Source organism: Weissella ceti, assembly GCF_018394055.1.
Classification (GTDB): Bacteria; Bacillota; Bacilli; order Lactobacillales; family Lactobacillaceae; genus Weissella; species Weissella ceti.
This window is the reverse complement of record NZ_CP074441.1, coordinates 845,849-870,812: the sequence shown is the minus strand read 5'-3', so window position 1 is coordinate 870,812 and position 24,964 is coordinate 845,849. Positions and strand designations below refer to the sequence as shown.

33 protein-coding genes and 1 riboswitch are annotated in these 24,964 nt (G+C 38.5%); of the genes, 30 read left to right on the top strand and 3 right to left on the bottom strand.

From position 1 onward, the window contains the following. Positions 1 to 29: 29 nt before the first annotated feature. The 8 genes from KHQ31_RS04495 (at position 30) to KHQ31_RS07895 (ending at position 6,318) form a co-directional block, all read left to right on the top strand. Entirely contained in the window at positions 30 to 815 is a 786-nt protein-coding gene (locus KHQ31_RS04495; RefSeq protein ID WP_213408221.1) for an alpha/beta hydrolase, read from the top strand. Positions 816 to 861: 46 nt separating this feature from the next. Continuing rightward, the gene (locus KHQ31_RS04490) at positions 862 to 1,251 is read left to right on the top strand and encodes a hypothetical protein (RefSeq protein ID WP_213408219.1); all 390 of its coding nucleotides are present in this window, start codon (positions 862 to 864) and stop codon (positions 1,249 to 1,251) included. A gap of 331 nt (positions 1,252 to 1,582) precedes the next feature. Continuing rightward, complete coding sequence (locus KHQ31_RS04485) at positions 1,583 to 1,825, top strand: GlsB/YeaQ/YmgE family stress response membrane protein (RefSeq protein ID WP_213408217.1); 243 nt, start codon at positions 1,583 to 1,585, stop codon at positions 1,823 to 1,825. A gap of 328 nt (positions 1,826 to 2,153) precedes the next feature. After that, positions 2,154 to 2,966, top strand: coding sequence for a bifunctional hydroxymethylpyrimidine kinase/phosphomethylpyrimidine kinase (locus KHQ31_RS04480; protein WP_213408215.1), 813 nt, complete (start codon positions 2,154 to 2,156; stop codon positions 2,964 to 2,966). 1 nt (position 2,967) lies between these two features. After that, a complete protein-coding gene (locus KHQ31_RS04475; protein ID WP_213408213.1) occupies positions 2,968 to 3,477 on the top strand; it encodes an ECF transporter S component in 510 nt (169 codons plus the stop codon). After that, the gene (locus KHQ31_RS04470; RefSeq protein ID WP_213408211.1) at positions 3,470 to 4,687 is read left to right on the top strand and encodes an MFS transporter; all 1,218 of its coding nucleotides are present in this window, start codon (positions 3,470 to 3,472) and stop codon (positions 4,685 to 4,687) included. The genes KHQ31_RS04475 and KHQ31_RS04470 overlap by 8 nt, the downstream gene beginning before the upstream one ends. Before the next feature lie 19 nt (positions 4,688 to 4,706). Then, positions 4,707 to 5,639 (top strand): lactate/malate family dehydrogenase, encoded by a 933-nt coding sequence (locus KHQ31_RS04465; protein ID WP_213408210.1) that lies wholly within the window; start codon positions 4,707 to 4,709, stop codon positions 5,637 to 5,639. Positions 5,640 to 6,192: 553 nt separating this feature from the next. Further along, on the top strand, positions 6,193 to 6,318 hold the full coding sequence (locus KHQ31_RS07895) for a hypothetical protein (RefSeq protein ID WP_264336046.1): 126 nt from the start codon (positions 6,193 to 6,195) through the stop codon (positions 6,316 to 6,318). 127 nt (positions 6,319 to 6,445) lie between these two features. On the opposite strand, the gene KHQ31_RS04460 is transcribed toward KHQ31_RS07895, so the two are convergent. After that, the gene (locus KHQ31_RS04460) at positions 6,446 to 6,922 is read right to left on the bottom strand and encodes an NUDIX domain-containing protein (RefSeq protein WP_213408208.1); all 477 of its coding nucleotides are present in this window, start codon (positions 6,920 to 6,922) and stop codon (positions 6,446 to 6,448) included. 108 nt (positions 6,923 to 7,030) lie between these two features. Between KHQ31_RS04460 and KHQ31_RS04455 the strand changes: the two genes are divergently transcribed. The 22 genes from KHQ31_RS04455 (at position 7,031) to KHQ31_RS04350 (ending at position 23,952) form a co-directional block, all read left to right on the top strand. Beyond that, entirely contained in the window at positions 7,031 to 7,177 is a 147-nt protein-coding gene (locus tag KHQ31_RS04455; protein WP_213408206.1) for a hypothetical protein, read from the top strand. Then, positions 7,178 to 8,458 carry a tetratricopeptide repeat protein gene (locus KHQ31_RS04450; protein WP_213408204.1) on the top strand — a complete coding sequence of 427 codons (1,281 nt, stop codon included), beginning with the start codon at positions 7,178 to 7,180 and terminating at the stop codon, positions 8,456 to 8,458. It begins immediately after the preceding gene. Positions 8,459 to 8,687: 229 nt separating this feature from the next. Further along, on the top strand, positions 8,688 to 8,900 hold the full coding sequence (locus KHQ31_RS04445; protein ID WP_213408202.1) for a hypothetical protein: 213 nt from the start codon (positions 8,688 to 8,690) through the stop codon (positions 8,898 to 8,900). Next, positions 8,863 to 9,366 (top strand): Fic family protein, encoded by a 504-nt coding sequence (locus KHQ31_RS04440; protein ID WP_213408200.1) that lies wholly within the window; start codon positions 8,863 to 8,865, stop codon positions 9,364 to 9,366. Before KHQ31_RS04445 ends, KHQ31_RS04440 begins: the two co-directional genes overlap by 38 nt. 18 nt (positions 9,367 to 9,384) lie before the next feature. After that, positions 9,385 to 9,537, top strand: coding sequence for a hypothetical protein (locus KHQ31_RS04435; RefSeq protein WP_213408199.1), 153 nt, complete (start codon positions 9,385 to 9,387; stop codon positions 9,535 to 9,537). Positions 9,538 to 9,701: 164 nt separating this feature from the next. Then, entirely contained in the window at positions 9,702 to 10,403 is a 702-nt protein-coding gene (locus tag KHQ31_RS04430; protein ID WP_213408198.1) for a tRNA (adenine(22)-N(1))-methyltransferase, read from the top strand. After that, a complete protein-coding gene (locus tag KHQ31_RS04425) occupies positions 10,390 to 11,187 on the top strand; it encodes a Nif3-like dinuclear metal center hexameric protein (protein WP_213408197.1) in 798 nt (265 codons plus the stop codon). Before KHQ31_RS04430 ends, KHQ31_RS04425 begins: the two co-directional genes overlap by 14 nt. Positions 11,188 to 11,203: 16 nt before the next feature. Further along, positions 11,204 to 12,454 carry a peptidase T gene (gene pepT, locus KHQ31_RS04420; RefSeq protein ID WP_213408191.1) on the top strand — a complete coding sequence of 417 codons (1,251 nt, stop codon included), beginning with the start codon at positions 11,204 to 11,206 and terminating at the stop codon, positions 12,452 to 12,454. A 311-nt stretch (positions 12,455 to 12,765) separates the two neighbouring features. After that, positions 12,766 to 13,950, top strand: coding sequence for an acetate/propionate family kinase (locus KHQ31_RS04415; protein WP_213408189.1), 1,185 nt, complete (start codon positions 12,766 to 12,768; stop codon positions 13,948 to 13,950). A gap of 112 nt (positions 13,951 to 14,062) precedes the next feature. Then, positions 14,063 to 14,266, top strand: a complete 204-nt coding sequence (locus KHQ31_RS04410; protein WP_213408187.1) for a hypothetical protein — start codon at positions 14,063 to 14,065, stop codon at positions 14,264 to 14,266. A 108-nt stretch (positions 14,267 to 14,374) separates the two neighbouring features. Continuing rightward, positions 14,375 to 15,007: a hypothetical protein gene (locus KHQ31_RS04405; protein ID WP_213408185.1), complete on the top strand. Its 633-nt coding sequence runs from the start codon at positions 14,375 to 14,377 to the stop codon at positions 15,005 to 15,007. A gap of 190 nt (positions 15,008 to 15,197) precedes the next feature. After that, a complete protein-coding gene (rpmG, locus tag KHQ31_RS04400) occupies positions 15,198 to 15,347 on the top strand; it encodes a 50S ribosomal protein L33 (protein WP_009496479.1) in 150 nt (49 codons plus the stop codon). A 2-nt stretch (positions 15,348 to 15,349) separates the two neighbouring features. Then, on the top strand, positions 15,350 to 15,619 hold the full coding sequence (rpsN, locus tag KHQ31_RS04395; protein WP_009496480.1) for a 30S ribosomal protein S14: 270 nt from the start codon (positions 15,350 to 15,352) through the stop codon (positions 15,617 to 15,619). A 139-nt stretch (positions 15,620 to 15,758) separates the two neighbouring features. Next, complete coding sequence (locus tag KHQ31_RS04390) at positions 15,759 to 16,319, top strand: TetR/AcrR family transcriptional regulator (protein WP_213408183.1); 561 nt, start codon at positions 15,759 to 15,761, stop codon at positions 16,317 to 16,319. A 48-nt stretch (positions 16,320 to 16,367) separates the two neighbouring features. Beyond that, a complete protein-coding gene (locus KHQ31_RS04385) occupies positions 16,368 to 17,699 on the top strand; it encodes a dihydrolipoyl dehydrogenase family protein (protein WP_213408181.1) in 1,332 nt (443 codons plus the stop codon). A 146-nt stretch (positions 17,700 to 17,845) separates the two neighbouring features. Beyond that, a complete protein-coding gene (locus KHQ31_RS04380; RefSeq protein ID WP_213408179.1) occupies positions 17,846 to 18,037 on the top strand; it encodes a hypothetical protein in 192 nt (63 codons plus the stop codon). Between the two features lie 215 nt (positions 18,038 to 18,252). Then, positions 18,253 to 18,297: riboswitch (PreQ1 riboswitch) on the top strand. A 4-nt stretch (positions 18,298 to 18,301) separates the two neighbouring features. Continuing rightward, a complete protein-coding gene (locus tag KHQ31_RS04375) occupies positions 18,302 to 18,790 on the top strand; it encodes a QueT transporter family protein (protein ID WP_264336043.1) in 489 nt (162 codons plus the stop codon). 7 nt (positions 18,791 to 18,797) lie between these two features. Then, complete coding sequence (locus KHQ31_RS04370; RefSeq protein ID WP_213408175.1) at positions 18,798 to 19,535, top strand: 3-oxoacyl-ACP reductase; 738 nt, start codon at positions 18,798 to 18,800, stop codon at positions 19,533 to 19,535. Positions 19,536 to 19,594: 59 nt separating this feature from the next. After that, positions 19,595 to 21,322, top strand: coding sequence for a CDP-glycerol glycerophosphotransferase family protein (locus KHQ31_RS04365; RefSeq protein ID WP_213408173.1), 1,728 nt, complete (start codon positions 19,595 to 19,597; stop codon positions 21,320 to 21,322). Between the two features lie 99 nt (positions 21,323 to 21,421). Next, positions 21,422 to 22,216, top strand: a complete 795-nt coding sequence (locus tag KHQ31_RS04360; protein WP_213408171.1) for a LicD family protein — start codon at positions 21,422 to 21,424, stop codon at positions 22,214 to 22,216. Positions 22,217 to 22,226: 10 nt separating this feature from the next. Beyond that, entirely contained in the window at positions 22,227 to 22,937 is a 711-nt protein-coding gene (locus KHQ31_RS04355) for an IspD/TarI family cytidylyltransferase (RefSeq protein WP_213408169.1), read from the top strand. After that, positions 22,927 to 23,952 carry an alcohol dehydrogenase catalytic domain-containing protein gene (locus KHQ31_RS04350; RefSeq protein ID WP_213408167.1) on the top strand — a complete coding sequence of 342 codons (1,026 nt, stop codon included), beginning with the start codon at positions 22,927 to 22,929 and terminating at the stop codon, positions 23,950 to 23,952. Before KHQ31_RS04355 ends, KHQ31_RS04350 begins: the two co-directional genes overlap by 11 nt. A 69-nt stretch (positions 23,953 to 24,021) precedes the next feature. Here KHQ31_RS04350 and KHQ31_RS04345 read toward each other — a convergent pair whose 3' ends face one another. Both KHQ31_RS04345 and KHQ31_RS04340 read right to left on the bottom strand, forming a co-directional pair. Next, on the bottom strand, positions 24,022 to 24,585 hold the full coding sequence (locus KHQ31_RS04345) for a helix-turn-helix domain-containing protein (RefSeq protein WP_213408165.1): 564 nt from the start codon (positions 24,583 to 24,585) through the stop codon (positions 24,022 to 24,024). 68 nt (positions 24,586 to 24,653) lie between these two features. Next, entirely contained in the window at positions 24,654 to 24,890 is a 237-nt protein-coding gene (locus KHQ31_RS04340) for a hypothetical protein (protein ID WP_213408163.1), read from the bottom strand. Between the last annotated feature and the right edge of the window lie 74 nt (positions 24,891 to 24,964).

Here is a 24,964-nt window from a genome sequence, read left to right as displayed (position 1 = left end):
AGTTGTTTATATAAGGGAGAAAAACTAATATGAGTAAGGAAGAAATTGTATTTCATGCCAATAATGGTACTAATGTTACGTATATGGAAGATCCATATCCAGTAGAAAATAAAATCGGACAACAAAAACTGTTAATCATCTTTTCTTCATTAGGGGACGAGAAATCTGATGACCCTAGGAAACGTTTTCCATACACGTTAATTGATGGATTGAAATTTTATAATTGTCGCAAATTATATATCAAGGATGATCACGGACTCGTCGGAGACTATTATTTGGGTGTCAATGGTAAATTAGATACACAAAAAGCAGTGTTAGATCTAATTAATTCTAAAATTCAAGAATATGGGATTGAATCAAAAAATATTATGACATTTGGATTTTCAAAAGGTGGATATGCGGCAATCATGTTTGGCTATTTGTTGAATATAAATACAGTGATGGCTAGTGTACCACAATTTGATTTAGATCATTGGATCCAAGTATATAAGCCATTTTTAGATTACATTTATCCTGAAAACTATACTGTTGAAGATCGAGAATTTTATGCTAATTATCTAGATAATGTGATTAAAGATGCAAATTATGTACCAAAAAAGGTATACCTTATTACATCTAAAAATGATAATACCTACTATGAGCATATTCCGCAATTGGTTACAGCATTAGAGAAGAGTGGCACAGAATTAAAAGTCTTTCATAACAACGAATATGTTGTAACGCGTCATAATAATGTTGTGAAAAATTCGTTGAATGAAATTTTGGCTATTTTATCTTACGAATTAAGCCATGAAGATCTTAAAAATATGTTGTGAAAAGTTTAATAGTGAGAAGCTCATATAAAGGATGGAGAGAAAACTAATGTTAAAGAATAGTTTGATTGCAACAGTATCTGTTGTCATAGGAATTTTGGTAGGTATTGGTTCTATGTATTTATATATGGATAATCCTGTTAATACAGGTAAGTCTGCAATAATCCAAAATGGTAAGTATACAGTAAAGGGTTCAAATTGGGCATCGGCTGTATTCAAAGATGGTGTTGTAACGATTACTAATAACGACAACAAAAATGTAACATATACAGTTTTTGAAGGTAAACAAAAAGATAAGACGGTTGCGATTTTCCAAAATAATAAACAAAATATTGGATATGTTTACGATGTTCAAAAAAAAGATGATACGTTAACATTTAAAGACATGACACAACAAAAAGATAAGCAAAAAAAGTTTGTTTTCACAAAAGCACATTAATATTATTCTAAGCAAGAGCTAGACTAACTAGTGATTTTGGTCATTAATATTTAATGTTTCATGGAGTTAAATCATCAATTCAAGTGATACTTGAAACACCTTTAGAAACGGACGTTTCTAAAGGTGTTTTTTGTTTGTGTAGTCGTTTTATCAAGAATAAAGGTGTTTTGTTTAAGTGAATGAAATTCAAATTTTCAGTGGTCCGTTAGAACATCAAAGTAATCTCAATGAATTTATTTTCTGATTATTTGTAAGTATGATGAAAAAGATTTATACTATTAATAAGCAATCAATTATTGTTGAATATAGTAATATGAAAGAGGTAACTATTATGGGACTAATTTGGACATTAATCATTGGTGCAATAATCGGAGCCATTGGTGGAGCAATTACGAAAACGTCAATGGGATGGATTGCAAATATTGCGGCTGGACTTGTTGGTTCATGGCTAGGTGAAACATTGCTTGGATCATGGGGACCACATTTGGCTAATATGGCGCTAATCCCCTCTGTAATTGGAGCGGTTGTTGTCGTGATAGTAACAACTTGGTTTGTTGGCCGAAACGCAAATTAAGACTATTCAATTAAGTTAAATTGCAAAGAGTGGATGTTATGTCCACTCTTTTTCTTTTGCATAAAAATACGAATAAAGCACATTTACTTATAAAAAGTTATGGAAATTTGCCGGGTGTACCATATAAAATAATAGGGTAAGCTACTAAACAGACAATAATGCTAGCGAAATGCGATAAGACTTAACAAAATTTATGAAATGTAAAAACATGCACTTTGTTGTCTGTAAAAAAATGTGATAAGTTAATATGATGTGACGTGAGAACGAACAATACATAATTCTTTTAGTTATTTCATATTCTTGAGTTGAGAATTGGAAAGGAGCTAATATGACAAAACGTTTAGTAACAATTGCTGGATCCGACGCCTTAGCAGGTGGTGGGATTCAAGCGGATTTAGCCACATTTACAGAATATGGCTATCAGGGGCTTAGTGTCCTAACAAGTATTGTGACTGTACTTGAGGACGATTTTAATGTTTATCCAGTCGACACCGATGTCGTCGTGGAACAATTACAATCTGTTTTTGCTTTGGATGATATCGCCGCAGTTAAAACCGGCTTAATTCCCAATCGTGAACAAATTGAATTGATTGCGGATTATTTGACGAAACATGTTGTAGGTAAAATACCAATTATCGTAGATCCAGTTATGGTCGTGAAAGAAAGTGATGCTTGGGATTTAGGTGAGGTTGTGAGTTTATTTAAAACACATCTATTGCCATTGGCAACGATTATTACACCTAACTTAGCTGAGGCTGAGTTACTCGTGGGTTATGCAATCAATAACCGAGTTGATATGGAACGAGCAGTACAAGATTTACAGGTAATGGGGCCTCAAGCTATCGTCATTAAAGGTGGTGCACGTTTAGCTGGCGATACAGCATTAGACATGGTCTTTGATGGTCAAAATATTGTGCAATTAGAAAATCAAAAATTAGATACGTCATTCAACAACGGGGCTGGATGTACGTTTGCTTCTGCAATAACTGCTAATTTAGCGCAAGATGCGTCTGTAACAGACAGTGTGTCAGATGCAAAGGATTTTGTATTTAATGGTATACAGCATGGGATTGCTTTACAGCGTGGGGACGCATTAGGTAATGTTTGGCAATCAGCACGACGTATTTCAGGGGGAAAATAAAATGAAGATTAAGCAATTGACGTTATTAAGTATGTTTGTGGCGCTGAATGTAGCATTGAGTGTCGTTGTGAAAGTACCAACACCAACTGGTTTTGTATCATTAGTTGAAGCAGGAATCTTTATTGCTGCTTGGCGTTATGGGCGTGCAAGTGGAATGTTAGTGGGTGGGTTAACTGGATTGTTGTTAGATCTATTAGCAGGTTATCCACAATGGATGATTTTCTCACTATTGATTCATGGAGCTGAAGGTTGGTTAGTTGATACAAAAGCAACTCGTTTTAAGCGTGTATGGTCACTTGTAATTGCATTGGTCGTAGTTGTCGGGGGCTACTGGTTTGCTGGTGGATTACTAATGTGGCTAATGGCTGGTATGAATATGTCATTGGTAACCGCGTTGATTGCGGCTTTGGCTGAAATACCATTAAATATTGTGCAAGTATTTGTTGGTTGGGTGGTTGCTCAATTACTTATGCAAGTACTTGAAAAACAGGAGAAAAAAATAAATGATTAATCGTAACTATTCAAAAGTAACGCTTGCGTTAGTTTTGAGCGTAGTTCTACTAGGAAGCATTATGCGTGCACCAATTACGGCACTACCCATGATGCTGGATCCGATTGCTAAAACGTTAGAAACAACACCAGCAGCGTTGAGTCTTTTGACAACTATTCCGCTATTGATGTTTATGACGATTTCAACGTTTGCAGCTAAGACAATGAATGTCTTAGGTATCAAGCGTGCTATGACATTAGCGATCGCTTTAGTTGTATTAGGAGCTGTATTCCGTGCTTTTGCTAGTATGCCAACGATGTTAATTGGAACAATGCTATTAGGGGCAGGAATTGCCTACTTGAACGTATTCATGCCATCTTTCGTTGTGGCGTTCTTTCCAAATAAAATTGGCGTCTACACATCAATCTACTCACTAACAATCATGTTAGGGGTTGCTATCTTTAACGTCGTGACAGTGCCAATTATGAAGGCTTTCGGTTGGCAATCAGTGATGTACGTCATTCTTGGGCTAACTGTCCTAACATTCTTAGTATGGATGTTTGCTAAGGCACATGCCAAGCCGCAGGTTGATGCGAAGCCTGCTTCAGATGAAGTTGAAACAGAAGTGAAGAAAGAAACATTGCATTTGTACACAAACCCACGTGCGTGGGCTTTGTTGCTAACATTTGGTATTCAATCATTGATTAACTATACGGTTGTTGCTTGGATGCCAGCATTGATGGCTTACGAAGGGGTTGCAGATGGGAATATTGGTTGGATTATGGCTTTGTATTCTCTAATTGGAATGCCAGTATCAATTCTAGTACCTAACATCCTAGTCCGCTTAACTCGTCGTCAAGTTGAAATCTTGATTGGTGGGACGGGGCTACTAGGACTTGTTTCAGCATTGATGATGTTTAAGCATCAAACAAGTAACACATTCTACTGGGTTGCGTTGTTGATGGTGATGGGATATGTGATTTCGTTCTTCTTCTTGTACGTGATGACAATGTTCGCGAAAAAGACAGAAAACCATATGCAAACAGCTGCATTGGCTGGAATGGCACAAGCTGGTGGATACCTACTAGCAGCAACCGGACCGATCGTTTATGGAATGGCTTTTTCTATTAATCCTGATGGAAACCTACAAAACTGGGTTTACCTAGGACTAATGGTGGTATTATTGATTACGGGTGTTTACACCGCATCATATAAGAAAGTCTTTTCATAAAACGAAAGAGGAAATACACATGACACAACGAGTTGGAATTATCGGCATGGGAAATGTCGGTTGTGCCGTTGCGCAAGGAATGATTGCGCAAAATGTTGCCGATGAATACGTCTTTTTAAACCGTACCGAAGAGAAAGCAACAGCGAACAAGCTTGATTTTGAAGATGCTATGGGCAATGATTTGATGGCTAATGCCAAGATCATTGCGAATGATTGGTCAGCGTTGAAGGATGCTGATGTGTTGATTTCAACCCTAGGTGATATTGGGCTTCAAAAGAATAGCCATGGTGATCGCTTTGCCGAAATGGCCTTTACAAGTGAAATGGTTCGTGATGTGAGTCAAAAAATTAAAGCTTCTGGTTTTAATGGGGTCTTGATTGTCATGTCAAACCCATTAGATGTCATTACAACGCTTTACCAACAAGAAACAGAACTGCCAGCTAACCAAGTGGTAGGAACCGGAACAGCGCTTGATACGGCGCGTATGCAACGTGTCTTGGCGGATGAACTAGATATTCATCCACGTTCAATTACTGGTTATAGCTTAGGTGAACATGGGCAAACCCAATTTGTTGCCTGGTCAACTGTTAAGGCCTTAGGGATGCCAATGGTGGAACTAGCTGCTCAGCGTGGAATTGATTTGGACGAAGTTGCTGCTAAGGCTGGGGCAGGAGCCAAAGCAATCATGAAGGGTAAAGGCTTCACTTGTTACGGTGTTGCGATGTCAGGTATTCGAATTGCGAAAGCTGTTTTAAGTAATACGCATGAAGAACTAGTTCTAGCACAATTACGTGAAGGTGAAAGTGTGTACTACTCATATCCAGCTATTATTGGTTCGAATGGTGTTGTACAAAGCTGCCAACTTAATTTGACGGATGAAGAAGAAACGTTGCTTGCTACGTCACGTGACTTTATTGCTGAAAAATTTGCTGAAGTTGCAACAAAGGCATAATTTCAAATCTGCGTAGTTCGTGGTAAAACCATATAATAAACACAGAAAAACACGATGAACGGATGTTGTTCATCGTTTTTTTAATTACAAAAAATAAGCGAAAGCAAATAATTAGTATTATAATGTTAATAAATAGATGAGATGTATATCTATTATTATTTGTCACTAGTATTAAATGTAATGGCGTTTCTTTTTATTAGGTTTAAGGAACAACATATATCTAAAACTAGTGGAGTGCGCTGAATGACGAGTACCAAAAATCACGTCTAGAGGAGGATGAGATATGATGGATAGAATACTTACACAATTGGCACATCATCAAGGAAAATATCCTGGCTTAACCTTAGTGGTAGGTCCAGGTGTATTCTAAGACTGACAGGTAGTAACCCAGATTAATCTTCACTTGCTTTTAAATTCCAATTGTCCGTAAGGAACCTGCGATTTGATAGCTGATAAAACATGAACGAACTCATATAAAAGCATCTGAAGACTTAAGTTTCTCTACCCAAGAGAGCAAAGTAGACATGTAAGTAATAATATTGAGGAGATCATCATGCAAATAGAACGAGAATTTAATGAAGTAGACTCAGGAGTTATCGAAGAATCAAAGCGACAATCTATCGTTGATGGTGAGCGTGTTTCTGCGTCAAAGGAACATCAAACTGAAAACCCTAAATAATTAAAGTCAATTAAATGTATGAATAGCTAGTAAATACAGAATAGGCAAATAAAAAACCGCTGAAGGAATGACACGTTGCTTCAGCGGTTTTATTCATGTAATTGCTAGTACATCATCAATTAAATGATTAGTTGTACCAACCATAAGGCTTATTAGCGATTAATTGATCAATTGTGTATTGATGTTGCTTGTTGTACATCTTAGGATGACTTTCTAAGGGAACAAATTGTAGGCTCAATGTTTCTTCGCCATCGGCTTCTAATTGTCCACCAATTTGTTTAACCTCAAACACAGTTACGGGAATTTGTGCTTGGTCACCATTTGGGAATACATGGTGGAAGTTTGTGTCGACACCAATCAACGAGTCGATTTCAACTTCTAAACCAGCTTCTTCTTTGAACTCACGGATAATTGAAGTCATGACACTTTCGTTAATGTTTTGCATACCACCAACGAAGCTCCACCCAATTTCACCATCCCCACGTTGTTCCAGGAGTACCTTAGTACGCGTTTCGTCAAACAAAACGCCAATCACACCAGGCATGATAATTTCTTCATGTCCAATCTTCTCTCGTAATTCTTTAAAATACGCTTCCATAACCATAATGATATATCCTCCGTAAATGTATTATAACATGGTGGGGTTAGGCGTTGGTTAGACAGGCAAAGTGGTATATAATTGATGTACTTACTTAAAAAAGGGGGCAAGAACATGTCAACTAAAGGAACACTTAAATCAAACGATTTTTCACGTGGAGCCGCACAAAACGGCCAAGTAACCCGTGAGCAAAAGCAATCACAACGCGCAGCGCTATTGGCTCAAGCACGACAAAAAGCCAATGCAGATAAGGAGCAATAAATGGCATCTTTTGGAGAACGCATGCTAAATGAATTGGCATTGGGTCAAGTTGATGAAGCAAAGAAGTCATTTGCCTCATCATTGCGTCATGATGACGACGACACAATCTATTCATTGGCCGAAGAACTATACGCGCTAGGAATGAGTAATCAAGCTAAGCGTGCTTACGAAAAGCTATTAGAACGTTATCCAGATGAAGATCAATTACGTACAGCTTTAGCTGATATCGCAATTGATGAAGATGATACTGATGCAGCGATGACATACTTGGCTGATATTAAGCCAACGTCAAATGCTTACTTGGAATCATTGATGGTTTTGGCGGACTTGTATCAATCAGAAGGATTGTATGAACCAGCGGAATCAAAGTTGAAAGAAGCTTATAGTTTGGCGCCTGAAGAGCCAGTTATTGGCTTTGCCTTAGCTGAATACTACTTTGCCTCAGCAAAGTACCAAGAAGCAATTGCTTACTACCGTGAGCTATTGAAGAATGGTGACCGTTACTTCTCAGGAACTGATATTGCGTCACGTATTGGTGTGGCTTATGCGTTGGTTGGGGATGTCACACATGCATTGGCATACCTAGAACAAATCAAGCCAACTGAATTGACACCTGATGTTCGTTTTCAATTGGGGATGTTGTACGCTGCTGATGAAGAAACGCATCAAAAGGCCATTGATACTTTTGAAGAGTTGATGGACATTGATGCAAGTTACGCAACTTTGTACGAACCACTAGGAAACTTGTACGAACATGCGCAACAAGATGAAGATGCACTACGTACTTATCAAGCTGGTTTGGCCGTTGATCAATTCAACACAAAGTTGGTTGAACGTGCCGCTATCCTAAGTGAACGACTAGGGTCAAGTGAACAAGCTGAAACATTGTACCAAGAAGGGCTACGCAATAACCCTGGTGACACAACACTAGTCTTGGACTACTCTGACTGGTTGGTCCTACAAAGAAAGCACACTGAAAACATTAGCTTGCTAAATGATTATCTTGCAGATGATGAAGCGGACATTGATCCAATCATCTACCGTAATTTGGCGCAAAGCTACACAGCATTGGAAGATTACGAAATGGCAACTCAATACTGGCAAGCCGCTGTACCATTGTTTATTGATGATGCAAACTTCTTACGAGAAGCATTCTTCTACTTCCGTGAAAATGGTAACCATGAACTAGCGCTTGAAACATTAACACGTTACGTTGAATTGGTACCAACTGACTTAGAAATGAGTGAAACATTGGCCGGAATGGCTGACAGCGAATTCTAAGTTGTTGTAAATCATGAATTAACATTTAAGAGAGACACTCACTAATTATGGTGGGTGTCTTTTTAATTAGCTCTATTAACCAATACTTATTACTGTAAATGCTTTAGGTCGATCAAGCCGAAGTGCTTGCTGGGAACATGTATTAAAATTATTGGAAAAAATAATATCTGAGGCGCATTACTGTTATCACGTAACTGTGAAAATGCTTTTTATAAAAAGGAGAAACAGGATGTCAAACTTATCAGGAAATGATTTGTTCAATGTTAGTGGGAAACCCAAAATTCTATTACAACCTCGTATTGGAAAGAAACAATATGCAGAATTCGTTAGTCTTTTAAACAAACAGTTTTCAGGAAGTTGGCTGGTAGAAACAAAAGACCCCAATGATAAAGTAGTAGGATATTATGTTGATTCTGGAAAGAAGGAGCAGTATAAAAGATGATAAGTTAGTCTGTGAAAGTATGATGTCTCTGGTAATAATCGATATAAATCCAGTTAACTTTGACTTTGAAATCATGGTAGCATTAAATCAAATTGCTCGTGATCTGTTTGAAGAAAATGGTGTTTATGGTGTAAAATTTGATGGTCAAATTAAATATATATTAAACGCTTCTTTGTACCCACCTTTAGGAGTTGACTATCCAATGACGATTCTCGAGAGGGCGGCGTTTTATTGGGTGCGAATTGCCACGAAACAGGCTTACCATAATGGTAATAAACGAACGGCTTTGTTATCAGCTCTTGCATATCTAGATTTAAATGGTTATATATTTGATGAAGAGGCGTTGGTGCATGAAACAGGTAAAGATATGTATGGAATTTCCGTGGATATTGCAAATGGTAAGCTAACGGAAGCAAATGTTTATGATTTGCTTTTTAAACATAGTGCTATTAAACTATTTGAGTAAGAAGAGGAGGTAATTCGAATGACAGAAGAAGAACTGATTCAATACGCCACTAAAGTACGTGCAGAATACAAAGCACCAGAGAGTGTAGAGCAAGCAATGCGTGAATCTGTGGAACGAATTTTGTCCAACAAAAACGTATATGACGCTATGAAGCGACTTTCAGAAATGTAATCGTAATTATTTAACAAAGTAAGAGAGCAGCCATAAATATGGTTGCTCTTTTTTACTATCTACTGAGAATGTCAAAAACTTATTAATCTATCATAACTAGCCAAAGTAGTTCCTTGAATTGTGATAAAATAGAACTAATATTTTAAAGAAAACGAGACAAAATTATGGACGCATTGCATTTATCAAAGAGATTACAAGTTGTTGCAGATTTCGTACCCGCTAACGCCCGTTTGGCTGATATTGGATCTGATCATGCTTACTTGCCAGCAAACCTATTGTTGGCTGACAAAATCAGTTTTGGGATTGCGGGTGAAGTCGCTAAGGGCCCACTAGAAAATGCGCGTCAAGAAGTGATGCGTCACCGTTTGACTGATAAGTTAGAAACACGTTTAGCTGATGGTCTAGCAGCCGTTAAGCCAGAAGACAATATTGATACTGTTGTTGTTGCAGGAATGGGTGGTCGTTTGATTGCGCAAATTCTTGAAGCTGGTCACCAAAACAACGAACGTTATGACTACTTGATTCTACAACCCAACATTGATGTTTATGTTGTACGTGAATGGTTAGAACAACATGGTTACAAGCTAACAGCCGAAACAATGATTCTGGATGAAGGACATTACTACGAAATCTTGGTTGCACAACCAGGCGCACAAAAATTGACTGATCAAGAACGTCACTACGGACCATTCAATATCGCTAACAACGATGATGTATGGCGTGCTAAGTGGCAACGTGAAGCAGACCGTATTGGTGATGTGATGGCGCAATTGGTCGCTGTTGAAAAGCAAGATTCACCAGCCTACGCCAAGTACGTGGCACAAAAGTCAGAAATTGAAGAGGTCCTTGCTCATGCAGGCGAATGATTTAATTGCAAAGATTGAAGCACATGCACCAAAGCACTTAGCGTGGGAACGTGATGCAATTGGGATTCAAATTGGGGATGGCACACAAGAAATTCATAATGTGATGACGACTTTGGATGTGTTGCCTGCTGTGGTAGACGAGGCAATTGAAAAGGGTGTTGATTTTATCTTCGCTCATCATCCAGTGATGTTCCGTCCAGCTAAGAATTTGGATTTGAGTGATCCACAAAACCAAATGTACGCCAAGTTGATTAAGCACGATATTGTTGTTTACGCAGCCCATACTAACTTGGATTCAGCCAAAGATGGTTTGAACGATTGGTTAGCGTCTGCCTTTGGTATTCAAGATACGAAGCCGTTATTGCCTAACGCAGATGGTGAAACGGGGCTTGGTCGTATCGGAACATTAGCAGAAACAACGACTGTTGCAGAATATGCAGCTTTTATTCGTGATATCTGTGGTGTTGAGAAGGTTCGTGTCATTGCCAATGATTTGAATCGCCAAATTAAAAAGATTGCCGTACTAGGTGGTGATGGTGGTAAGGAATATGTCGTTGCGCAAGCCGCTGGTGCAGATGCTTATGTTACAGCGGATATTTATTATCACGTTGGGCACAGTATTTTGATGGATGACTTCGTTGTGATTGATCCAGATCATCATATGGAAGCTTTAGCGACATCAGAAATGGCAAAATTAGTTAAAAAGTGGCAAAATGATAATAAGTGGGAATTGGATAATGTATTTACATCTGATGTGAATACAGATCCTTATCAATATATCTAAGGAAGAGGTAATCAATATGAGTGAATTAGAACAAATTAACGCAGTATACCCAAACTTGGTGGAGCGCTTTGTACGTTACGTGAAGATTAATACACGTTCTGACGAAACATCAACGACAACACCTTCTGACCCGAAGGAAGTTGCTTTCTTGGCTGACTTGGCCGTTGAATTGGAAAAGATGGGACTTGAAAACGTTCGTACAATGTCTGACGGATATGTATTCGCAGACTTGGCATCAAACATTGATGCTGACGTACCAACAATTGGATTCATTGCGCACGTTGACACAGCCGACTTTAACTCTGAAAATGTGCAACCACAATTCGTCGAAAACTACGACGGTGCATCAGACATTAAGTTGAATGACGAATTCACTTTGTCACCAAAGGACTTCCCAAGTCTAAAGAAGTACGATGGCCACACATTGATTACAACTGATGGAACAACTTTGTTGGGAGCAGATGACAAGGCTGGGGTTGCTGAAATTATGGCCGCTGCAGAATACTTCATTGCTAACCCAGAAGTAAAGCACGGAGAATTGCGCTTTGCTTTCGGACCTGACGAAGAAATCGGAATGGGAGCCAACAACTTCCACGTCGAAGAATTTGGTGCAGACTTTGCATACACACTTGATGGTGGACCACTAGGGGAACTAGAATGGCAAACATTCTCAGCTGCTAGTGCTGAAATTAAGATCAAGGGACGTAACGTTCACCCAGGAACAGCTAAGGATACAATGGTTAATGCCTTGCAAGTTGGAATGGACTTGCACGCAGCTTTGCCAGAACATGATCGTCCAGAACACACAGAAGGCATGGAAGGATTCTTCCACCTACTAGCAATGGACGGTACACCTGAAGAAGCTTCAATGGCGTACATCATTCGTGATCACGACCGCGAAAAGTTTGAAGGTCGTAAGGCAATGATGCAAAAGATCGTTGATGACATGAACGCTGCCTTTGGTGAAGAACGTATTGCTTTGAAGATGGCTGACCAATACTACAACATGGGTGAAATTTTGAAGGACAACATGACATCAGTTAACCTTGCAGAAGCAGCCATGAAGGAACTGGATATCACACCAATCATCGAACCAGTTCGTGGTGGAACTGATGGGTCAAAGATTACTTTCTTGGGCCTACCAACACCTAACGTTTTCGCCGGTGCTGAAAACATGCATGGTCGTTTCGAATACGTTTCAACACGTACAATGAAGCAAGCGGTTGATACAGTATTGAAGATTGTTGAATTAAACACACAAGCTTAATTCAGTAAAAAGGTGTTATTGTGCTAAAAATTTTCGTAAAAAATATAACTTGATAAAATGTTGTTTTCTTAAACAATTGTAAATTACGTCTAGTTAGTGATGATTTTGTCACGTAAAAAAGGTGTAATTAACCATTTTACAGATAAATGACGTCGAGTTTGTGAAAAAAAGTGAATGCGCAATCAATACGATGAATCAACGTTTTTTTACACGAATATACGAAGAAATTAAACAAAACTCACAAGAGTTTAAGTAATTGTGCTAGAATATAATTTGAAGAAATTACGTAAATGTCAGAAGGGGATTTAACCATGTCAAAAACTTTATCAATTAATGCGGGTTCATCTTCATTGAAGTTCCAATTGTTGGAAATGCCTGAAGAAACAGTCATTGCTAACGGACAAGTTGAACGTATCGGTCTAACAGACGGTGTGTTCTCAATGAAGTTCAACGGTGAAAAGTTTGAAATCGTTAAGGATTTCGAAAACCACCGTTCAGCTATTGAAACAATGCTTGAACAATTCCAAGAACAAAACGTTATCGCTGAAATCAGCGAAATCACAGGTGTTGGACACCGTGTCGTTGCGGGTGGAGAATGGTTTAACAAGTCAGTTGTTGTTGACGACGAAGTAGTTAACAAGATCGAACGTCTTGCTGCTTACGCTCCTCTACACAACCCAGCTAACGCTGAAGGTATCAAGGTCTTCCGTGAAATCTTGCCAGAAGCTACTTCTGTTGCAGTATTTGACACAGCCTTCCACCAAACAATGCCTCGTGAAAACTACTTGTACGCATTGCCATACGAATACTACACAAAGTATGGGGCACGTAAGTACGGATTCCACGGAACTTCACACCGTTACGTTTCAGAACGTACAGCTGCTGTTTTGGGGAAGCCTTTGGAAGATCTTAAGGTTATCACTTTGCACTTGGGTGCTGGTGCCTCAGTTGCTGCCATCAAGGATGGAAAGTCATTTGACACTTCAATGGGATTCACTCCTTTGGCAGGTGTAACTATGGCTACTCGTTCAGGTGACGTAGATCCTTCATTGATCTACTACATCCAAGAACGTGAAGGATTGTCAAACGAAGAAATGCTACACGTCTTGAACAACAAGTCAGGATTGTTGGGAGTTTCTACTTTGTCATCAGACATGCGTGACTTGGAACAAGTTGAAGACACTAACGAACACGCTAAGTTGGCTTTGACTATGTTCACTGACAGCGTTGTTAAGTACATCGGACAATACATCGTTGAAATGGGTGGAGTTGACGCCATCACATTCACTGCTGGTATCGGTGAAAACGCTGCTAACGTTCGTGAAGACATCATCAACCGATTGAACTTCATGGGAATCAAGATTGACACAGAAGCGAACAACGTTCGTGGTGTTGAACGCGTTATCTCAACAGAAGATTCAGCTGCTTCAGTATTGTTGATCCCAACAAACGAAGAACTTGAAATCGCTCGTGACGTTGAACGTCTAAAGGGATAATTCACTTTAAAGTCTGCTTAGGCAGGCTTTTTTGTTTGTCTAAATATTTTTTTGTCTCTTTTAAGTTATTGCTGTTAATCTATATGTATAGAAAAGAGACGGGGGATGTACAATGTCAGTATTGTTCGTTATTATTTTAATTTTCCTAGCGATTGGCTTGTACGTACGTTACAAGGCTCGCACAATGATGGCGCGTTTGCGTGAACAAGTAAATGTTTATACTGCAGACGGTGCGTCATTTGGACAAAACAAAGTAAATAATAAAAATGTGCTTGAAGGTCAATTCGAGGAAGTTAAGTCTACTACTCGTGACTAATTTGAACATACGAACACCATATCAACGACGATATGGTGTTTTTTATTAGAAATTTTACGGTCAAATCATCTATAATAAATGATATTAAAAACGAATTAGGGGAATAATATGCAAGAATGGTGGCAAAAAAAAATAAGTATTTTCGCAGGAATTGGGGGGACTTTAATCTTAATGATGCAAAGTATGGTGGCAACGTTTATCTGGCCACTCTACGATATTACGAGAGATCCACTGGCTGTTTTGACCGCCAGTGATGCACCTTATCGAATGGCATTCGTGACCTTGCAAATTGTGGCAGCCGGATTAATCTTATTTAGTCTGGTTGCTGTGTATCAACAATATAAAAGTCGACGACTAGACGACCTTGCGACAAAGCTCCAACAGGTCGCTGTGGCGTTCGTAATCTATGTGGGACTAAGTCTGGGAGTATCTTCTCAAATGGCAACAGTCGCCTTTGAGACTGGTTTAACAGCTGGTAACGTGATGAATACATTATATGTATCGCTAATCATCGTTACACTGTGGCGCTACAGTCAAGCTGCCTTTTCAGATAGCCAAATGAGTTTAGGAAACGCTGTCCAATTACTAGCCATTTTATTTGGACTATTCCATGTGATGGTAATGGGCGTCAGTATTATTGGCTGGCCGCTACGTGGATTCTTTGATGTTTTGGCATTGGATACGCTTGCAGCTGCATTTGGTTTTATCTTCTGGTATCATGGACGTAAGACAGCAGTATAATGTTGTCAGAAAAAATGAAAAAATTACTTGGGAAAAGCTTGAAGTTGTTTGATAATCCGTGTATAGTAAACATTTGTATTTACTAGCTATTTGAAACGGCGCAAGCTTGGATTTGGCCGATGCAGCCGAATCTGTCGTTCAAGTAAGTAGTGGGGGGCACCTCACAAATAAATTCGAGGAGTTATTGTTAATGCGCATTAACATTTTGTTAGAGTCAGCTGAAACTGGCGAACGTATCTATCTAACTTCTAAGAACCGTCGTAACACACCAGACCGCTTGGAGCTTAAGAAGTACTCTCCAAAGTTGCGTCGTGTTACTGTGTTCAAGGAGGTTAAGTAATTATGGCTAAGAAGTCAAAGATCGCAAAAGAATTGAAGATCGAAGCAACTATCGAAAAGTACGCTGCAAAGCGTGCTGAATTGAAGGCTGCTGGAGATTACGTAGGACTATCAAAGTTGCCACGTAACGCATCACCAGTTCGTGCACACAACCGCGACAAGATCGACGGACGTCCACACGCTTACATGCGTCAATTTGGAATGTCTCGTTTGAACTTCCGTGACTTGGCACACAAGGGTCAAATCCCTGGTGTTAAGAAGGCTTCTTGGTAATCGGCAGATTATCAGGAGTCTAAAAGAAGCATCCCACTTGTGGGGTGCTTTTTTTGTGTCTAAATACTTAACATGTTCGGCGACTTAACTTGAATAAAGGCTATAAACAGTTTAGTATTTAAGTATGCGAAATAGAGATATGAGTAAGATTCAGGCCCTTGAGGATGCTGCTTACGACTTGGTACAAGCACAGGGATTAAGCCAATTGAGTATTAATAAATTGGCTAAGCGTGCTAATGTATCAGTCGCAACAGCATACATTTACTATGAAAATAAAGCGGACTTGTTGGGAACTTTATATCAAAGCATTCGTGAGACACTAATTCTTAATTTACCACTACCAAACCCAGCATCAACGGTGCAAGAGCAGTTTGCTCAAGTGATGCGTACGTATGCTGAAACCTTTTTAGCACATCCAAAGCAAGTTAATTTCATGACTGCGTTAAGTGCGAATCCAGAATACTTACCCGAGGAAATGCAAGGGGATGATAGTTTACTGGGGCCAGCAATGATGGCCGTTATCAAACAAGCGTATGAACAAAACAAGTTGCGGACTAAAAACGTAGATTTGATTGTAGCTCAAGCGCTACAACCACTACAATGGCTACTACAAACACGTGCCCAACATAATGCGAAGGTACAGGTAGAAGAAGTAGATGCTTTGATTGAAATGGCGCAACGCGCAATTTTCATGGATTAATGATGTAGCAATCGCTTTATTGACAACAAAACATTTGGAGGAAATACAATGACAGAATTTAACTTTGACGTCCTATATATCGGTAGCGGACACGGAACATTTGACGGTGCCATTCCTTTGGCGGCTAGCGGTGTTAAGGTTGGTGTTATCGAAGCTGACAAGGTTGGGGGAACTTGCCCAAACTGGGGATGTAACGCTAAGGTTTTGCTAGAAGAAGCTGTTAAGCTACAACACGCCATTGAAAAGTCAAACGGAATCATCTCAGGTGAAACTAAGATTGACTGGGCAAAGAACCAAGCACACAAGAACAATGTTATTGATGTTTTGCCAGGTGCCATTGAAGGTATGATGACTGGACAAGGGATCGAAATGATCTTTGGTCGTGGTGAATTGGTTGACGCTCACACTGTACAAGTTGGAGACAAGACATACACTGCGGATAAGATTGTTATCTCAACTGGATTGCGTCCACACCGTTTGGATGTTCTAGGAACAGAATTGGCACACGATTCAAAGGACTTCTTGGCTTTGTCAGAAATGCCAGCTAAGATGACTGTTATTGGTGGTGGATATGTGGCCTTGGAAAGTGCAACAATGGCTAACGCTGCCGGTGCAGACGTTACATTGGTTCTACGTGGATCAGTGGCTTTGCGTGCCTTCCCAGAAGCGTCTTCAGACCTTGTATTGGCTGACTTGGCAGAACGTGGTGTAACAATCATGCGTGATACTGAAGTAGCTTCATTGGCTGAAAACGCTGGTCAAATCACAGTGACAACTACAAACGGCGAAATCGTAACTGATTACGTGTTGGATGCGACTGGTCGTATTGCCAACGTTGAAAATATTGGTTTGGAAAACTTGGGTATTCAAGCATCAGCTGCTGGAATCGAAGTTAACGAATTCTTGCAAACAAGCGTTGAAAACATCTACGCTTCAGGTGACGTTATCAACAAGACTCAACCTAAGTTGACACCAACTGCAATCTTCGAATCATTGTACCTAATGCGTCGTTTCTCAGGTCAATCAGAAGCGGCTATTGACTACCCAACAATCGCCACAAACGTCTTCACAACACCACGTGTTGCGATGGCAGGTGTGACTGTTCAAGCTGCGGAAGAACAACCAGAATTGTACACGATCGTTAAGCATGACGTTGCTGGAAACTGGTACCGTCAAGTGACATACGAAACACAAGGAACAACTACAATGATCTTCAACCAAGAAGGTAACCTTGTTGGTGTATCTGATGTTTCTGACCGTGCAGAAGATATCGTAAACGCATTGCTACCAGCAATTGAATTTAAGTTGTCACCAGAACAAATCAGCCGTTTGGTTGGTATTTTCCCATCAATTTCATTTGATGTTTGGGGACAAATTTAATCAAAAATAATTAAGAACTAGGCATGCTGACCATGCCTAGTTTTTTTCTGTTATTCATGGATTTTAGTAAGTAAACTGGTTGAGAAAACATCTGAAATTCTGTATAATTGTATGAGTAAATTGATAAATAGGGTTAGGAAATGTATATGTACTTGGTAAAGATTTTGAATCAAGCATTTAGTTCAGTGTTGATCTTAGGTCGACGTAACAATTGCTTGACTGAACAACGCACATTAGAAGGGTTGGAAGGCATGCCGCTTGACGAAGCACAAGTTATCCAAGCAATGTGGGCTGGACGAGGTGTACAAACTGAATTATTTGAACTTGTGGAATCATAAGCATTTCCTAGCTAGGATGTTGTAGGAAATAACATCCAGAAAAGATAACACAAGAAAAGATAACACAAGAAAAGATAACACAAGAAAAGAGCCGAGGATGATGTAAGATCATCCTCGGCTCTTTTTGTATCTTCCTTAGAAGAATAAGGCAGTGCTATACCATTAATGTTATAATTATTAAATAAGATTTGGCCTTTATTTGTCTAAATTTTAAATTTAACGTGGTTCGTAACCATCCCACGCAAAAAAACTAGGAGCATGAAGATGCAAAAACGATTTAATACGAAGGATAGTACGATCATTGCTGTAATTGGTGCATTGTATGTTATCCTAACTTTTATTATCCCAGTGCCACAATATGGTGCGATTCAATTTCGACTATCAGAAGGCTTAAATCATCTAGCTGTATTTAATAAACGCTATATTGTTGCTGTAACAATCGGTGTGTTCATTGTTAACATGTTTTCTCCATTGGGGATGATTGACATGTTGTTTGGTACACTAGGAACGTTCATGATGACAACCATGAGCTATTACGCAACGCGTCACATTGACAGTATCGCATTGAAATTAGTGTTAAGCACTGTTATTAATTCGGCTATGATGTGGGTTATTGCGCTAGAACTACATCTTTTTGCAGATACACCATTTTGGATGACCTATGGTTGGGTCGCAATAGGTGAATTTGTGTCATTGATGCTAGGTGGTGTATTAATCTATGGACTGAGCCGCCGTTTTGATTTAACGAAGTAGGGACGATATGATTAATCAAAATTATACCGGAAAAAGAGTTCTTATAACTGGTGCTGCATCAGGTATAGGTCGTGAACAGATGAAGACCTATTTAGAAGCTGGCGCAGATTTTTACGCCATTGATAAAGAGATCATTACTGAGGTAAATACTCGATTGATAACTTGGCAATTGGATTTATCAAATGGGATTGCAGTTGATGAGTGGATTGCAGATAATACGCAGTTATTAACGAAGATTGATATTTTCTTAAGTACTGCAGGTGTCTTAGATGCTTTCAGGCCAGCATTAGAGATGAGCATGCTTGATTATCAACGCATTATGCAAATCAATTTAAATGCCCCAATCCAATTAACGTTAGCAATGTTGCCATCAATGCAAGGACGTCAGCAAGGTGAGATCATCTATATGGCATCTATCGCGGGGATGATTGCCGGCGGTGGCGGTAGTGCGTATACAACGTCAAAGCATGCATTAGTTGGGTGGATGCGTCAACTTGCATTAGATTATGCAGCTGATCGGATTCATATTAATGCTATTGCTCCAGGGGCGATTGAAACGCCTATGAATGCCGCAGACTTTGCAGGTGAAGGGTTGATGGCAAAAGAAGTCGCTGCACAAACACCACAAAAACGCTGGGCTCAACCTCAGGAAGTTGCAGATTTAACCTTGTATCTAACAAGTCCACAATCAGCATACATTCAAGGACAGGTTGTACCAATCGATGGTGGGTGGACAATCCGATAGTGTATACTTAAAAGATAAGCAAAACGAAATTAATTAATGAAATGTAAGAGAGTTGAACATTGATAAAAACACCGTTAGAAAATGAATCAGTCGAATATTTGGTGCCAAAAAAATTTCCAGCACGTGTGGTGGCATTAAGCGATCAACCAATTTTTACGGCTGTACAATTAACAAACGCAACACCAAAAGGCACATTAAAACAGTTTGAATTAATCACTGTAGAAGGACTACGTTGGACTGAAACTGGAACGCCCTTCTTTAAGACAGATCGCGGCTACATCCGATCAGATATTCGACAATTAGTGTTATTAGAAAAGAACATTGTAAATTATGTCTACGAAAACGTAGATAGTGTATTTATTATTTCATCATCACACTACTATACAAGTACAACTTTTGATGAATCAACGCGCACAAACAAGCGAACTATGCGTGGGGAACGAGTCAAAATTCAAGCCGTAGAATGGACTGAGAGTGGACTACCACGATTGAAAACCAGTGATGGATATATTACATCTAACAAAGACTTTGTTTCAATCAACAACAAATTGATGGCTTATGGACAAAAAATTAGTCGTAAATTAATTAAATTGATGAAACAGGCACGAAAATTCCCACGTAAAGCTTATGATAAGCTACAACGAGTATATTTTGAGATGCTATACCGCATGTTTGTACGTTTTGCAAAAGTAGACAACAAAAAAGTACTATTTTTGTCAGATTCCCGTAACGACTTATCAGGTAATTTTCAATATATTGTAGAGGAAATTGAAAATCAAAAATTAGATTTTCGCTTAAATTTCTATTTGAAGAAAACCAATAATGAGTTAAAGTCATGGCGTGAATATACACAGTTAGCATGGGGGATTGCAACAAGCCATCAAGTTATTTTGGACGATTATTATCCGTTAGTATATCCGTTAACGATTCGCCCTGAAGTTGATTTAATTCAAGTTTGGCATGCAGTTGGTGCTTTCAAGACATTTGGCTTTAGTCGTGTTGGCAAGCCTGGTGGACCCAATCCGCTATCAAAAAATCATCGTAATTATGATTTTGCCGTTGTCTCTTCGACAAATGTTGCACCATTTTATGCTGAAGGATTTGGTATTGATCGAAATAAAGTGTTGCCACTTGGTGCACCACGTACAGATTTATTTTTCGATGATGTTAAGAAACAACAAGCGATTGCTGAATTAACAGAAGAATTACCCTTTATTCAAGATAAAAAAGTTGTGCTGTTTGCTCCTACATTCCGTGGCCCAGGACAACGAACAGCACACTATCCATATGAATGGCTTGATTTTAAAGCTTTGTATGATGCACTTAAACCACAAGGGTTTGTATTTTTGATGAAAGTTCATCCATTTGTTAAGAATCAAATGAATATTCCTGCTGAATACAAAGATTTCTTTTACGATGTATCAAGTTATCGTGAAATCAATGATTTATTGTTAGTATCAGATGTATTAATTACTGACTATTCTTCTGTTGTCTTTGAATATAGCTTATTGAAGCGTAAGACAATCTTCTTTACACCTGATTTAGAAGCTTACACAGCAGAACGAGATTTTTATGTTAATTATACTGATTTTGTGCCAGGTCCAATTGTAAAAGAGTTTGACGACCTAGTACGTGAAATTGAAGATTATAAAACAGTAGATGAAGAACGTTTAAATGGATTTTTAGATTATTATTTTGATGATTTAGATGGACTGGCTTCAAAACGTTTTGTTGATGCAATGCAATCAGGATTTAAGACAATTAATCCATATAAAATAACGAAATAAAAAAATTAAAATATTTGTTTTTTAATAAATATGAAAAATTGACGTCCTTGAAAATAGTGAATATACTAAAAAGGAATATGTGAAAGTTAGAGAAAGAGTATGACGCAAAAAGAGCTATCAACAAATCAAATACAAGCTATTATGCGCGAACTTTTAAAAGATGTTGCGGGGTTTGCAGCTGATCATCAAAAACAAATTATTTTGTTAGGTGGTAGCTTATTAGGTCATGTCCGAAACGAAGGCTTTATTCCTTGGGATGATGATGTTGACGTTGGTTTGATGCGTGCAGATTATACGTGGATACAAGAAAATTATGTACCAAAAAATCCGCGTTTTCGTTTAATCCAAGAACATGATCAAGATAGTCTGGTGCCGTACATGAGATTAGTAGATACTGAATCTACAGGTAAATCACCATACTATCAGATGACACATGGTGTCTTTATTGATATTTTTCCCATCGACGAATTAGATGAAAAGTCAATTAAGCGTAAAATTTACTTAGTTGGTCATAAAATAATCAATATTTTACGAAATACTGCGCGTTCAACTGGCGCATATCCACCAGATGCTAAAGGTGTTCCATTTAAGAAAATGTTGCGAAAAGTGATTCATAATAATCAAGCGCATTCATTGAATACATTAGAAGTAAAATGGGTAAATATTTACCTGAAATACATGAAGTCGCCGGCATATGCAGGTGTATTGAATGGTATGCATGGACAAAAAGAGTTTTTTGACAAAAACATTTGGCAAGACTTGGTACCAGTTACCTTTGAAGGCAGTCAAGTTTGGCAAGTTGCTGATATAGACACGTATTTAACGCAATTATATGGCGATTGGCAGACACCAATTAAACAAGAACAACAACACGCAAAGTTTTGGATGAAATAGGAGTAAACATATGATTTACGCACAAGTAATGGCTGGTGGAATTGGAAGTCGCATGGGGCATACTGAGTTGCCAAAGCAATTTTTGAATCTAGCAGACAAGCCAATTATTATTCATACACTAGAAAAATTTTCATTAGCATCAGAATTCGATAAGATTATCGTTTCTGTACACCCACAATGGATGCAATATGCACGTGATTTATTTGCAAAATATTTAGATGATGATCGTATCGTCGTCATTCAAGGTGGAGCAGAACGTAACGATACAGTGATGGGCGCGATTAACTATATTGAAGAAAACTTTGGTCTAACAGAGGATGATGTCTTAGTTATGCACGATGCTGTGCGTCCGTTTATTTCTCGTCGTATCTTGAAGGATAATATTGATGCAATTGCCAAGTATAAGGCTGTTGATACAGTGATTGGTGCAACTGATACAATTGTTCGAGCGATTGATGGTGAAATTGTGGAAATCCCAGTACGTGATGAAATGTACCAAGGGCAAACACCACAAACGGTTAATATTATGGCCTTCCAAGAGCAATATAACCAAATGACTGAAGATGAACGTGTAATTTTGTCTGATTCAATTAAGGTAATGCTACTGGCCGGACATAAAGTTGGTATCGTTGAAGGAGATGAGTCTAACATTAAGATTACTCGTCCGTATGATTTACGCATTGCCAATATCATTGCACAGGAGAACTTAGATGTTAAATAATGTCTATCGTTTAACAGGTGTTCGTCAAATTGAACGAGTATCTGTAAACATGTCGATTAATCAACCAAATACAGTAATTGTTCGTCCAACATTAATGTCTTTGTGTCGTGCCGACGAACGTTATTATACTGGTATGCGAGATCAAAAAATTTTAGCACAACGTTTGCCAATGGCGTTGGTACATGAATCGGTAGGTGAAGTTGTTCGAGATACTTCAAATACGTTCAAGCCAGGTACGTTAGTTGCTATGATTCCAACACATGCTCATGGGCATGATAAGTTAGTTTCTGATAACTATCTTCGCAGTTCTACTTTCCGTTCTTCAACGGAAGATGGATTTATGCGCGAATATGTGGCGATGGAGCCAGAAAATTTGATTGAAATTCCACAAGAAGCTAAATCAAATATGAATGCATTTTTTGAAGTTGTTTCTGTAGCAGTCCAAGCAATTCATCGTTTGAAAGAAACGATGATTAATCGATCTGACAAAATTGGGATTTGGGGCGACGGAAACGTTGCGTATATTACGGCCGTAGTTGCTCGTGAACTTTTCCCTGATTCTGAACTATTTGTTTTTGGAAAGCATCAAGAGAAATTAGACTATATTTCTTTTGCTAAGACACTCCAAATTAATGACATACCGGAAGATTTAGTAATTGATCAGGCGATTGAAGTAGTTGGTGGTCAAGGATCTAAAAGTGCGATCGAACAAATTATTAAATATATCAAACCACGCGGAACAATTGTTTTATCAGGTGTTTCAGAAAATCCTGTCGCAATTAATACACGTATGGTCCTAGAAAAGGGATTGTCACTGGTTGGAACAACTCGTTCAACGCGAGAAGATTTCCAAACAGCTATTGATATGGTGGCCAACAGCGATGCAGCTAAAAATCGTTTAGAGGTTATGGTTCCTGAAGTTCAAGAAGTACGAACAATTCAAGATATTACAGATGCTTTTGATGATGACTTAACGAAGAACTGGGGTAAGACAGTACTTGACTGGAAGATGTAAAATCATAAATAAATAAAACACCGAGATAACCCAATGGGTATCTCGGTGTTTTTATTAGACAGTTTAAATTTAAAATTGACTGAAATTCGGCAAGTTAGACATGTAGACTAAGGTATCAGTGATATCTAAATATTGTTTTTCATTTTTATATAGTACTAAACGCCAATCGCTAATTTTATTATTGTTGCGTTCATCAATAAATTTATTTAGGGATCCATCATGGTTTAATAATAGGAATCCCGCATATTCATCAAGTATTTTATTTAAATCAGTTGTAATACGCTCTAAGGCAGTAGGGTCACCTGGTGTGAACAAAGCAACGCCAAATTGGCCAAGCTCAGGACGACGATTTAGAAAATACCATTGCATCGCTAATAGGTCATTTAATGTTAGACCTGTGTTCATTAAATAATCTGTACTTAGACGAAAATGAATGGGCTCACGATGACTACCGATGTTGGCTACGTGGAATCGAGAAGCAAAAAATTCAGCTAGTGCTTGCCATTGAGAAATACTCGGTTGTAGTGTCTCGCTTTCAAATGCAGCTAATTCATCAACTGATACGTCGATGGCATCTGCGATAACTGTTTGTGAAAGTTCTGAAAATTCACGTAAAGTTTGTAGATTATTCATAGATTGGCTCCTTGAATGGTTTCTTTAATTATATTGTACCTGAAAAGTGGCAATATAAAGAAGAAACTTTAGATGCGAACATCTATGAAATCATCACTGGGTAGGGTATAAATGGGAGTAATACCTAGATCAGACAATGTGTAATGATAATTACATTGAAATCTTTCCGTGACAGATGTCTGATCTAGAATAAACACACCACCTTGTAAGGTAACAATTCGTGTAATATGATGCCCATTGTCTTGATATATTTCTTGTTTATAAATAATGTTATCCTCAAGATTAAGGTTCAATAATAATTCCATTGAGATTTCCCTCCAAATAAAAATAACAACGCAATATGAACAGTTTAGCTTAATATGTTCAAATAGACTGACAA